Raw genomic sequence first — 12466 nt, 5'->3', positions numbered from 1 at the left:
CCTTGTTTTTTGAATTGATATGCTAACTTTCCAATTGTTGTCGTTTTGCCGACACCATTAACACCTACAACCATTAAAACATAAGGCTTGGTTTGGATTGGAATAACAAACTCTGTGGCTTCACCTGTATTTGTTTCAGAGAGCAGAGCTGCGATTTCTTCTTGTAGAATTTGATTGAGTTCTTCGATGCCAACGTATTTGTCAGAGGCGACACGGCTTTCTATTCGAGTAATTATTTTCAGTGTAGTATCAACACCAACATCCGAGGAAACAAGTATTTCCTCCAAATTATCCAAAACGGTATCATCAACTTTGGATTTTCCCGCTACCGCTTTGCTTAACTTAGAAAAGAAATTGGTTTTTGATTTTTCAAGACTTTTGTCTAATGTCTCTTTTTTTTCTGACGAAAATATTCTTTTAAAAAAACTCATTGTATTAACAGTATTAAGAATGGAGCATTAGACACAATGAACTAATACATATTTCTAAAAGGTAAAGGTAGAAAATAAAAAAGCTACTTCCGAATGAAAGTAGCTTTTCTATATAATGCTTTAATTGATTATTTCTTTTTCAAGAATTCTTCAACTGCTTCAGGAGCCATAATAGATTCTACGAATGTATATGCACCAGTTTTTGGAGATTTCACCATTTTGATGGCTTTTGATAATCTCTTAGAAGATGTTTGTAACGATGCTACTGTTTTCTTTGCCATGATTCAAATGTTATTTAAATTTAAATAAAATCTCCAAATGCGAACATCTGAGATTTATATTAAAATCTCTAATTATTACTTAATTTCTTTATGAAGAGTTACTCTTTTCAAAACTGGATTAAATTTTTTAATCTCTAATCTATCTGGAGTATTTTTTTTGTTCTTCGTTGTAATGTATCTTGAAGTTCCTGCAACACCTGATGTTTTGTGTTCAGTACATTCTAAAATTACCTGGATTCTATTACCTTTCTTTGCCATCTTGCTATTTTTTTATTTTGGAAAAAGATTATTTAATAAATCCTTGTGACTGTGCTTTTTTCAAAACCGCAGCAATTCCATTTTTGTTAATTGTTTTTATCGTAGATGCTGCTACTCTAAGAGTAATCCATCTATCTTCTTCTGGAAGATAAAAACGCTTTTTCACTAAGTTTACAGAAAATTTTCTCTTAGTTTTATTCATAGCGTGAGAAACGTTATTTCCTACCATCGCTCTTTTACCTGTAAGGTCACAAACTCTTGACATTATGCTTATCTTTTATCGTTATTCAAAATCAGGGTGCAAAGAAAAGAAAAATAAACCTATAAACCAACAAAATTATAGCACATTTTTAAAAATTTCTTCCTTCAACATTTCTAAACTTTTAATCACCGCTCTATCTATCACTTTTTCACGTGGTTGACCAAAATTGTATTCTTTAACAATTACTTCATTTGGAGTGGCGATTGCAATAAATACAGTTCCAATTTCGGCATTTTCATCCCCTTTAGACGGCCCTGCATTTCCGGTCGTTGCAATCGCATAATCCGTTTTTATGATTTCCTTCACGCGCTGCGCCATAGCCGAAGCAACCTCGCCGCTCACTACGGAAAACTCATTTATCAAACTCTCCGGAATGCCTAAAACATCCATTTTGGTCTCCGTGGCATAAGAAACCACACTGCCTTTAAAATATTTTGAAGCTCCTGCAACAGATGTAAGGCTTGCCGCAATTTTACCTCCAGTACAACTCTCGGCAGTGGACAGGGTTTTATGTTGCTTTTTCAGCATTTCACCAACCAGAAACTCGATTGTTTCCTCTTCTTCATAACCCACGATAATATCGCTGATTATAGCGTTTAAAGAAACCACGTATTCCTCCAACGCAAGCTCCAGTAATTCCTTATTTGTGCCCCGAGCTGAAATGCGTAAACGGACTCTTCCCGGACTCGGCAAATAAGCCAGTTTCAAAAATTCGGGAAGGCTGTTTTCCCAGTCTTCAATCCGCTCTGAAACAAGGCTTTCGCCCTGCCCGTAAGTAAGAATTGTTTTGTGTATAATATAGGGGCGTTTGTATTCCTTTACAACCTTTGGAATGATTTCGTTTTCAACTAAATATTTCATTTCATACGGCACTCCCGGCAACGAGATAAACACTGTGTTTTCTTTTTTCATCCACATTCCGGGCGCCGTCCCAACCTGATTATGAAGCACGATGCATTTGGAAGGGACCAGAGCCTGATCCTTATTAATCTGCGTGATGGGACGTTTATAAAATCCTTCAATCATTTGCGTGACATGAGCCAAAACTCCCTGATCAACAACCAATTCATCCTCAAAATAATCACAAAACGTTTTTTTAGTAACATCATCCTTTGTAGGACCCAGACCGCCAGTGACAATAACCAAATCTACAATGTTTTGAAGAGTTGAAAAAGTATCAATTATGTGCTTTTTGTCGTCACTTATGGAAATCATTTCGTTAATTTCGACTCCTATTTTATCCAAGGATTTGGCGATAAAGGCGGAATTAGTATCTATAATTTGCCCTATTAAAATTTCATCCCCTATTGTAACTATGGTTGCTTTCATTATCGATATGAATTTAGGATTTGCTATATAAAATAAATCAACATTCGTAAAAAAACGAATGTTGATTTATTTTATTTAAAACTACAAATGAATCTAAAGATCGAAGTCTTTCTTTATTTCCTTTACAGCATCATTTATTTGACTCTTTATACTCTTAAAAGTATCTTCTATATCTTTCTTTTTCCCTTCGGTTTTTGTCCAAGCTTCCAGTTGAAGAATTTCTTCAAAAGCGACATTTAAACCCAAAAGATCCAGGGTGGGTTTTATTTTATGCGCATAAGCATAAGCATGCTTATGATCTTTCTTTTTGATTCCCTCTTTGATTTGCAATAAATCCTCCGGAACTTCGGTTACGAACAATGTCAAAATTTCATTTACAAATTCTGAATCGTTATCTGAAAGTGCGTACACTTTTGAAAGGTTGTAATTTAAAGCCATTATTTTACTTGTATTCTAAATAGTTTATGTCCCTCTAAAAATCCTTCTAAAACATCATCTGGCTGAACCGCTGCCACTCCGGCAGGTGTCCCCGTAAAAATAATATCTCCTATTTTCAATGTAAAATATTGAGATACATGAGAAATAAGCTCATCAATATTCCATAACATCAAACTAGAATCGCCTATTTGAACTGACTTGTCATTATTAGTTAACTCAAAAGTAATATTTTCTAACGAACTAAATTGCTCTTTTGGCAAAAAATCGCCTACAACCGCTGATCCGTCAAAAGCCTTTGCTTTTTCCCAAGGCAAACCTTTCGCTTTCAGTTTCGCTTGCAAGTCACGAGCGGTAAAGTCGATCCCTACGCTAATTTCGTCATAATACTTATGGGCAAACTTAGGTTCGATGTACTTACCTACCTTATTTATTTTAACGATAATTTCGATTTCGTGATGAATATCTTCCGAAAATTCCGGAATCACAAACGGGTGCTGTTTTAACAGAATCGCAGAATCCGGCTTCATAAAAACCACCGGTTCCGCTGGGCGCTCATTTTGCAATTCTTCAATGTGGTCGACGTAATTTCGTCCAATGCAGATGATTTTCATAAGCTTTAGTCTTCAGTGTTTAAGAAAGTAATCAGTCGTGACTGCTCAGCCGCAATATTGCAAACTGAAACTGACCACTGCTCACTTATTTCGTGTTTAATTTTCTAAGTTTGATTGCAGTCAACACTTTCTTGGTATACAGAGGGAAATCAGCATTTTGAATCCAACTGAAATAACCCGGCTCCTTTTCTAAAATAGTGTCGACTTTGACTCCCTTGTGTTTCCCGAAAGAGAATACTTCATTCCCCTCCTTATCAAAAGAAATCATCCCCGCAAAATCAGCTATTTTTTTTCTGCTCGAAAATTCCGATAGCGACTTCATGTCATTTTGTAAATCAGGATAACGCTCCAGTTGCGCTTTTAGTATTTCGTAAGTCGCCATGGTATCCGCTTCTGCCGAATGGGCATTTTCTAAATTTTGCCCACAATAAAACTTCAATGCGGCGCTTAATGTACGCTCTTCTTTTTTATGAAATATCGTCTGAACATCAATAGACACGCTGTTTTTCATGTCAAAATCAACACCGGCGCGGAGCAATTCTTCCGCCAATAAGGGAATATCAAAACGGTCGGAATTAAATCCTCCCAAATCGCAATCTTTAATCATATTATGCACTTGGGAAGCCAGCTCTTTAAAAGTTGGTTCGTTAGCCACTTTTTCATCTGTGATTCCATGAACGGCCGTTGTTTGTGCCGGAATTGGAATTGTAGGGTTCACTAACCATGTTTTACTTTCTTTGTTTCCGTTTGGAAACACTTTAAATATAGATATTTCTACGATTCTGTCTTTTCCAATATCAATTCCGGTGGTTTCGAGGTCGAAAAAGCAAATAGGTTTACTAAGTTTGAGTTCCATTTTTTATTTTTGAATAATTACAAATATATAAATTTGAGTTTAAGTTTTCCTGCCTATTCCCATTTAAAGTTTTCCAAAACAGCAAAATAATTGGCGATTTTAGCTTTGCAGTTCAAGAATTATAAAAAAGAAAACCCAACAAATTTTTGAATCTGTTGGGTTTTATATGCTTGTAATTAGTTTTTAAAAATCTCTGTTCACATCAAACGCTTCCAAGTATTCAGCAACACGTTTCACAAAACTTCCTCCAAGTGCTCCATCAACGACACGGTGATCGTAACTGTGTGATAAAAACATCTTTTGACGAATTCCGATGAAGTCCCCTTCTGGCGTTTCGATAACTGCGGGCATTTTTCTGATCGCCCCAAGAGCCAAAATTCCTACCTGTGGTTGATTCAGAATTGGTGTGCCAAAAACACTTCCAAAAGTACCCACATTAGTAACCGTATAGGTTCCGCCTTGAGTATCGTCCGGTTTTAGTTTTCCCGCTTTTGCGCGACCACCTAGATCGTTTACCGCCTTTGCCATTCCCACCAAGTTCAATTGATCCGCATTTTTAATTACCGGTACTATTAAATTCCCGTTTGGTAACGATGCTGCCATTCCCAGGTTAATGTTTTTCTTTTTGATAATGAAATCACCATCAACGGAAATATTCATTCCAGGATAATCTTTAATTGCTTTTGCAACCGCTTCCATGAAGATTGGGGTGTAGGTCAACTTTTCCCCTTCTCTTTTCTCGAAAGCCGACTTGTTTTTTTCTCTCCATTTTACAATATTCGTCACATCCACTTCGATAAACGATTGTACGTGAGCCGAAGTTTGCACTGAAGCGACCATATAACCCGCAATCAATTTGCGCATTCTGTCCATTTCTACAATCTCGTCACCGCCGCTTACAGAAACCGGAGCCGCTTTTTGCGCGACTGGAGCCTGAGCTTGAACTGCTTTTGGAGCTTCAACCGTTTTTGCCGTAGCAGGCACTGGCTGACTTCCTCTATTTTTTACGTATTCTAATATATCATTTTTGGTAACCCTTCCGTCTTTTCCGGTCCCGCTGATCATTTCTAGTTCAGAGATCGAAACAGCTTCTGCCGTAGCAATGTTTTTCACCAATGGAGAGAAGAATTTGTCAGAATCAGAAAAGTCTGCTGGTGTCGCAACGCTTTCTTTAGCTGCATCAACAGTTTTGGTTACTTCGGCAACTGCTTCAGGAACGACTGCTTGTTTCACGACCGGGATGAGATCTCCTCCTTCAGTCTCTATTATTGCAATAGTCTGACCCACCTGAACCAGATCATCTTTTCCGAATAATTGTTCAACCAAAATACCCGAAACTTCACTAGGCACTTCACTGTCAACTTTATCTGTTGCAATTTCAAGTACCGCTTCATCAGCTTCAATTTTGTCTCCAACTTCCTTTAACCAATTTGTGATGGTTGCTTCAGCGACACTTTCTCCCATTTTTGGAAGTTTTAATTCAAATCTTGCCATATTGTTAACCTAAAAGGTGATTTTTGTTTTCAGTTTGCGAAATTACTAAATTTTTTAAATATAAATTACATTTAATGTAATTTATCATTCAATTTTTACAACCGTACCTCTTTCGTTAGAATTATCGCTTCCAATTAAAAAAGCCGTGCTTTTGGGTAAAATCTTAAAGCTTAAACCCCTGTTTTTAAACGATTCCATGAAATCGATGCACTCTTTAAAGGAAACAAAATGATTGTCCAAAAGAATTTCGATTGGCGTCTTATCTGAAATCAAACACGAAATTACCATTTTTTCTGTGTTCAAGTCATGAAAGGAAACTTTTTTTTGCAAAACCGAAGTCATTTTTTTTGCCAATTCCGTATTTGATGAATACAAAATAAATGATTGGGGCTCTTTTTTCGATTTGGGCTGACCCCGGAACATTTTAATGAACGAAAAAAATCCGATTCCAATTTTCATGACCATCGAAAAAATAGCGGAAACCTTGAAATGTTTCTTGTAAAAAAAATTCATTGCCTCCTGAAACCGTTTCATATAAATCCCGTCCTTAATCGTACTTTCGCCTTTGTAATGTATAACGGTTGTTTCATGAAAATAGTAATTCGACTTTCCTTCTTTCAGGACTCGATACGACAAATCGATATCGTCTGAATACATGAAACAGTTCTCGTCAAATCCTCCCAAATCCTGATACAGTCTCCTTTCCATGAGCATGAAAGCCCCCACCAGAATGTCAACTTTGCCCGATTTATCGTCCGAAAGATGCTGCGCATAATACTTCCCGAACAGTTCAAATTTCGGCCTGATTTTATACAAACCCATCATTTTGGTAAAAGCGACAAACGGCGTCGGAATGCCTCTTTTGCTTTCAGGCAGGAAATTCCCGCCGCCGTCTACGAGTTTGACGCCTACTATCCCTAATTTTTTTTGGCTTTCGGCGAAAGCCAGTACTTTAGTAAAAGTATCTTCGGCGACAACGGTATCGGGATTGAGGATGCAAATGTATTTTCCTTTGGCTTGGGCTACGCCAATGTTGTTCCCTTTTGGGAAACCCAAATTATCCTTGTTTCGAATGAGTTTTATTTCAGGAAATCGCTTTTGCATCATGGCACAACTGTCATCGGAAGAATTATTGTCAACAACGACAATTTCGCCGTCAATATTTTCCAGGGCACTCTGGACGCTTAAAACACAGAGTTCTAAAAAATAGCGGACGTTATAGTTGAGGATAACTACTGATAATTGCATGAAGCAAATATATATTTTAAGACTCAAAGACACAACGCTTCTGACACTCAAAGTTTGCAAATTAAAAACCATGTTCCTCAATTAGCCCCGATGGAGCCGATATCCTTTGTGAGGAACGATCAAAGATAAAGGCGAGAGCGGGAGCTATGCCTACAAACGAAACAAGTTGATTCGCTGCTGATAATTGAAATAATCGTTCAGAATCCACTACTTTTGAAAGTATGAAAATATTACCAATCCTCTTTTTACTTTTTATAACCTCAACCTATGCCCAAATTTCGGGCTGTACGGATCCGCTTTCTAAAAATTATAACCCATTAGCTACCCAAAATGACGGAAGTTGTAGCTATCCCAGAGCGAGAATAAAGCCTGATTTTTCGGTTCGATTGAGTAGCGTTTTGAAGGAAACTTCGAGTTTGCTGCTTTGGGATTCCCTTTTATGGACTGCTAACGACGATCTCGATACTACGCTTTATGGAATGGACACGGCAGGAATGATTCAAAAAAAAATTACGCTCAACAAAATAGCCAACAGCAACTGGGAAGACACGGCGCAGGACAGCCTCTATTTCTATATTGGCGATTTCGGTAATAACGTTTCCGGAAACAGAAGAGATCTCCATATTTTAAGGGTCGAAAAGGAATCGCTTGCATTGGATGTTCAAAAAATTGACACTCTTTCTTTTTCGTATTCGAATCAGACTGGCTTCAGTAAATCGAAGTCCAACACTACCAATTTTGACTGCGAAGCCTTCGTTGTTGCGGATGACAGCATTTATTTATTTACGAAACAGTGGCAGGCAAAAAGAACGGCAGTGTATGCCTTGCCAAAAATTCCCGGCAATCATGTCGCGCAGTTGAAAGAATCCTACAATGTAAAAGGACTCATTACGGGAGCCACTTATGTGCCGCACAAAAAAATCATTGCTTTGTGCGGCTACAGCAATACGCTGTCCCCTTTTATTTATCTTTTATACGACTACAACAAAAGCGAGGTTTTTTCAGGCAACAAGCGAAAAATAAAAATTGCTCTGCCGTTCCACCAAATCGAGAGTATCGCTTCCCAAGACGGCCTAAACTTTTATCTGACGAATGAAAATTTCGCCAGAAAACCCTTCTTTAATACCCCGGCACGGTTGCATCATTTTGATTTAAGCGAGTTTATGTCCACTTATTCTGTCCCTTAATTCTTCTTAAAAAAGCCAGATTCCGTTAAACAATTCGCAAATCGGGTTTAATAGTTTACTTTTGCCAAAAATTTAGACTTGTGAATTACTTATCTGTTGAAAATATCTCCAAATCTTTTGGTGAAAGAACGCTTTTTGAAAACATTTCTTTTGGGATTAATAAAGACCAGAAAATCGCTTTCATTGCCAAAAACGGCTCTGGAAAAACGACTATTATGAGCATTATTAATGGTCTTGACGAACCCGATACGGGACAGGTCGTTTTAAGAAAAGGCATAAAAATGGCTTTCCTTTCGCAAAACAATAATTTGCAGGAGGAACTGACTATCGAAGAAAGCATTTTCGCCTCGGATAATGAGACATTGAAAGTGATTGAAGCCTATGAAAAAGCACTAGAAAATCCGGAAGACGAGGAAGCTTACCAAAAGGCTTTTGACGGCATGGACCAGCATAATGCTTGGGATTTCGAGACCCAATATAAGCAAATTTTGTTCAAACTGAAGTTGGAAGACTTCAAACTGAAAGTCAAAAACCTTTCCGGGGGACAGAAAAAACGTTTGTCATTGGCCATTATTTTGATCAACCGTCCTGATCTGTTGATCCTGGATGAGCCTACGAATCACTTGGATCTAGAGATGATCGAATGGCTGGAAGCATATTTTGCCAAAGAAAACATTACGTTGTTTATGGTGACCCACGACCGTTTCTTCTTGGAGCGTGTTTGTAATGAAATCATCGAATTGGACAACGGTAAATTATACCAGTACAAAGGAAACTATTCTTATTATCTGGAGAAAAAAGAGGAACGCATTGCCTCCGAAAACTCCAGCGTCGATAAAGCGCAAAACCTTTTCGTGAAAGAATTGGAATGGATGCGCCGTCAGCCGAAAGCAAGAACGACCAAATCGAAATCGCGTCAGGATGACTTTTATGACATCAAGGAGAAAGCGCAAAGTCGCCGTAGGGAAAACAAGGTGGAACTGGAAATCAATATGGAACGTATGGGAAGCAAGATTATCGAGCTTCACAAAATATCCAAAAAATTCAAGGACCATGTAATAATGGACAATTTCAGTTTTGATTTCCAACGTGGTGAACGCATTGGTATCATCGGAAAAAACGGAACCGGAAAATCGACTTTCTTGAATTTATTGACAGGGACTTTGCCTCTTGATTCCGGAAAAGTAGTGATGGGTGAAACCATAAAAGTGGGATACTATACCCAAAGCGGAATCAACCCAAAACCCGGACAACGCGTTATCGATGTTATCAAGGAATACGGAGAATTCATTCCGTTAATGAAAGGGAAATTGATTTCGGCTTCGCAATTGTTGGAACGTTTTCTTTTTGATTCCAAAAAACAATATGATTTTGTGGATAGATTAAGCGGTGGGGAACTGAAACGTCTGTACCTTTGTACGGTTTTGATCCAGAACCCTAATTTCCTGATTCTCGATGAGCCAACCAATGATTTGGACATCGTGACCTTGAATGTTTTGGAAAGCTTCCTTTTGGATTATCCTGGTTGTCTGTTAGTGGTTTCTCACGACAGGTATTTCATGGATAAAATCGTGGATCACTTGTTCATTTTTAGAGGTGACGGTGTGGTAGAAGATTTTCCTGGGAACTATTCTGATTTCAGAGCCTATGAAGACAGTACAGACGTGGCTCAGAAAGAAGAAAACAAAGCCGAGAAAAAAGACTGGAAACAGAATAATCCAACCGGAAACTTGACTTTCAATGAGCAAAAGGAATACCAGAAAATAGAGCGAGAAATCAAGGATTTGGAAGCTCAAAAAATAGCCATCGAACAATTGTTTACGGACGGAAAAGTCGAGGAAAGCAAGGTTTTGTCCAAAGCGAAAGAACTGGAAAACATCAACAATAAAATTGAAGACAAAGAGGAAAGATGGTTTGAACTTTCTGCCAAAATAGAAGGATAAAAAAACCTACGCCCCGAAAGGGGAATAAAAACACATACTTCATATATAATTCACAACCCCAACAGGTTTAGCGGCAAGCTGAAAATGTTGGGTTTTTTTCGTTTAATTTTAAGTACGACAACACTCTTTCGATAATAAAAAACATTTTCAATTGTTTAAAGACAACTTTTTATAAATTAGCATATGTACTAAAAAAACCTGCAAATATGAAATTACTAAAATCCAAAATGTGCTTTTTTATGCTACTGATTATTTGCCTAGCAAATAATTCGAAAACATATTCACAAAGTTCTCTTTTCAGTTATGAAAAATATGGCACTACTGCCGGCGACACTTTAATCTACAGACAACTGATACCCGATTATGCTATCAATAGCAAATATCCCCTTGTGATTTTTTTACATGGTTCGGGAGAGCGTGGCAGCGACAACGAGGCTCAATTAAAATGGGGAGTATTGAATTTTGCATCGGACCAAAATATGAAACTCCACCCTTCTATTGTTATCGCGCCACAATGCCCTGAAAATATGGGCTGGAATAACTTTTCAGACGAAAACAATTCTTTTCAGGCAAAACCGACAAAGCCGATGGAATTATTGATTGCCCTAATTAAGCAAACTATCAAAAAACACCCAGTTGATCCGAATCGCATCTATATCACGGGACTCTCCATGGGAGGATATGGAACTTTTGATGCCATATCTAGGTACCCTGATCTATTTGCCGCTGCAGTTCCGGTTTGCGGCGCAGGCGATATTACAAAAGCACCTTTAATGGCACATGTCCCGATGTGGATCTTTCACGGCGCGCTAGATCCAGCCGTGAGCCCAACAAATTCGCAGGACATGCTTTTAGCGCTAACTAAAGCGGGAGCCCATCCTGGATTTACGCAGTATCCTGAAGTTGGTCATTTTTCTTGGATTGCTGCCTATAGTGACCCCATGATGATGGAATGGTTGTTCAGACAAAGAAAGTGATTCGAAAATCGCAACGGTAAAAAAGAAAAAGAGGAAAGAGGGTTTGAGATTTCTGCCAAGATAGATGGATAAAAGCCCATATGCCCAGTAACGATTTGCAATCAGATGCCTTTACCACAAGACTTTAAAAGTTCAATAAAAAACCTAAATCTTATGAATCTAAAAAACACTTTATCAAAATATTCCGGGAAGCCAAACTCTTTATTTAAGAAAATTTTTGTGACGTTTTCATTTGCTTATTTACCCTTTTTAGTCTTGTTTGTAATCTTAGTTAGTTTTGGACTTATGCCTGTGAACTTTAATGATGTCGACTATTACGGTTTAAAGGGAGTCGTAGTCATGATTTCCTTCGCCCCTCTTATGATTCTAATGATTAGTGCTTTTGCCTACTTATGGTTCATCTTTGGAAATTTCGTTTTACAACTATTTGTTACAGTTTTACCTGACAGGAAATGATTCTATACCCATTTCCAAATTGAGCAGGAAAAAAAAATAAACCCTTACGAAGGGTTCTTTAGAATAAAATTCATAAATTTATAATAGACTTTTAATTAGTCGATTACATGAATTTAAAGAGAGTAAAACATCGTAGTTTGTGCTATTGAGTCTGTCAATTAATTTTGAAAATGCTTTTGCTATTTATCCAATACTCAATTATCATGGAAAATTTAAGTTTGAGACTCAAAGGTGATTTTACCTATAACGCAGAATATCAACAGCTATATATTTTGACAGAACATTGGAAGTCAGACTTGCTGTTTTACAAAGATGATTTGCGATTTTTGCATCATCTCATCGACAAATATTTCATTTGGCTAATCCATAAAGAACATCTGGATGAAATGAGAAATCTGGCATCCGACTTGTCCGATATCGGAAAAAAGTGTGACGGACTGCTTGACAAAGCCTCAATGCATCTCCACCATTTGGCCGAACAAATTGATGATCCATCCAAACATGATTCCAAAAAAATAAGAAGCGAGCACGAGGAATTAGAAAATGAGATTGCGGCTTTTATCAAAAAATTCCGCGAAATAAAAAAGGAAACCTTTACCGTTTCTGAACAGGTTATCGAAAAGGAAGTCAAAAGGCTAAATCCTTAGGCTTCCGTAAAAAAGCTCCCATAAGAAAAAAACAAAAAACCACAACAG

The 12466-nt window shown here is 37.6% G+C and carries 14 protein-coding genes; 4 read left to right on the top strand and 10 right to left on the bottom strand.

The window, feature by feature from the left end; translation table 11 throughout:
* From VIH09_RS10220 to VIH09_RS10175, 10 genes are all read right to left on the bottom strand, one after another.
* Positions 1 to 431: signal recognition particle receptor subunit alpha (locus VIH09_RS10220; protein WP_331580583.1), on the bottom strand; the 431-nt coding region annotated here is incomplete at its 3' end.
* Positions 432 to 559: 128 nt separating this feature from the next.
* A complete protein-coding gene (locus tag VIH09_RS10215) occupies positions 560 to 712 on the bottom strand; it encodes a DUF4295 domain-containing protein (protein ID WP_331580581.1) in 153 nt (50 codons plus the stop codon).
* Positions 713 to 787: 75 nt separating this feature from the next.
* Positions 788 to 970, bottom strand: coding sequence for a 50S ribosomal protein L33 (gene rpmG / locus VIH09_RS10210; protein WP_007138097.1), 183 nt, complete (start codon positions 968 to 970; stop codon positions 788 to 790).
* Positions 971 to 998: 28 nt separating this feature from the next.
* Positions 999 to 1235 (bottom strand): 50S ribosomal protein L28, encoded by a 237-nt coding sequence (gene rpmB / locus VIH09_RS10205; protein WP_072941276.1) that lies wholly within the window; start codon positions 1233 to 1235, stop codon positions 999 to 1001.
* A gap of 72 nt (positions 1236 to 1307) precedes the next feature.
* The gene (locus VIH09_RS10200) at positions 1308 to 2561 is read right to left on the bottom strand and encodes a CinA family nicotinamide mononucleotide deamidase-related protein (RefSeq protein ID WP_331580576.1); all 1254 of its coding nucleotides are present in this window, start codon (positions 2559 to 2561) and stop codon (positions 1308 to 1310) included.
* Between the two features lie 93 nt (positions 2562 to 2654).
* The gene (locus VIH09_RS10195; protein WP_331580574.1) at positions 2655 to 2999 is read right to left on the bottom strand and encodes an Hpt domain-containing protein; all 345 of its coding nucleotides are present in this window, start codon (positions 2997 to 2999) and stop codon (positions 2655 to 2657) included.
* Positions 2999 to 3610 carry a fumarylacetoacetate hydrolase family protein gene (locus tag VIH09_RS10190; RefSeq protein ID WP_331580572.1) on the bottom strand — a complete coding sequence of 204 codons (612 nt, stop codon included), beginning with the start codon at positions 3608 to 3610 and terminating at the stop codon, positions 2999 to 3001. Before VIH09_RS10190 ends, VIH09_RS10195 begins: the two co-directional genes overlap by 1 nt.
* A gap of 85 nt (positions 3611 to 3695) precedes the next feature.
* Entirely contained in the window at positions 3696 to 4466 is a 771-nt protein-coding gene (locus tag VIH09_RS10185; RefSeq protein WP_331580570.1) for a 3'-5' exonuclease, read from the bottom strand.
* A gap of 183 nt (positions 4467 to 4649) precedes the next feature.
* Positions 4650 to 5960, bottom strand: coding sequence for a dihydrolipoamide acetyltransferase family protein (locus VIH09_RS10180; protein ID WP_331580568.1), 1311 nt, complete (start codon positions 5958 to 5960; stop codon positions 4650 to 4652).
* Between the two features lie 84 nt (positions 5961 to 6044).
* Complete coding sequence (locus VIH09_RS10175) at positions 6045 to 7208, bottom strand: glycosyltransferase family 2 protein (RefSeq protein WP_331580566.1); 1164 nt, start codon at positions 7206 to 7208, stop codon at positions 6045 to 6047.
* A 221-nt stretch (positions 7209 to 7429) separates the two neighbouring features.
* On the opposite strand from VIH09_RS10175, the gene VIH09_RS10170 reads away from it, so the two are divergent.
* The 4 genes from VIH09_RS10170 (at position 7430) to VIH09_RS10155 (ending at position 12418) form a co-directional block, all read left to right on the top strand.
* Positions 7430 to 8395 carry a T9SS C-terminal target domain-containing protein gene (locus VIH09_RS10170; protein WP_331580564.1) on the top strand — a complete coding sequence of 322 codons (966 nt, stop codon included), beginning with the start codon at positions 7430 to 7432 and terminating at the stop codon, positions 8393 to 8395.
* Between the two features lie 80 nt (positions 8396 to 8475).
* On the top strand, positions 8476 to 10338 hold the full coding sequence (locus tag VIH09_RS10165) for an ABC-F family ATP-binding cassette domain-containing protein (protein ID WP_331580562.1): 1863 nt from the start codon (positions 8476 to 8478) through the stop codon (positions 10336 to 10338).
* A gap of 206 nt (positions 10339 to 10544) precedes the next feature.
* On the top strand, positions 10545 to 11315 hold the full coding sequence (locus VIH09_RS10160) for a prolyl oligopeptidase family serine peptidase (RefSeq protein ID WP_331580560.1): 771 nt from the start codon (positions 10545 to 10547) through the stop codon (positions 11313 to 11315).
* 659 nt (positions 11316 to 11974) lie between these two features.
* A complete protein-coding gene (locus tag VIH09_RS10155; RefSeq protein ID WP_331580558.1) occupies positions 11975 to 12418 on the top strand; it encodes a hypothetical protein in 444 nt (147 codons plus the stop codon).
* The last annotated feature ends 48 nt before the right edge of the window (positions 12419 to 12466 follow it).

The organism is Flavobacterium sp. (assembly GCF_036515215.1).
In the GTDB taxonomy this organism is placed as follows: Bacteria; Bacteroidota; Bacteroidia; order Flavobacteriales; family Flavobacteriaceae; genus Flavobacterium.
The sequence above is the reverse complement of the archived record's forward strand: the minus strand, read 5'-3'. Positions and strand labels throughout refer to the sequence as shown.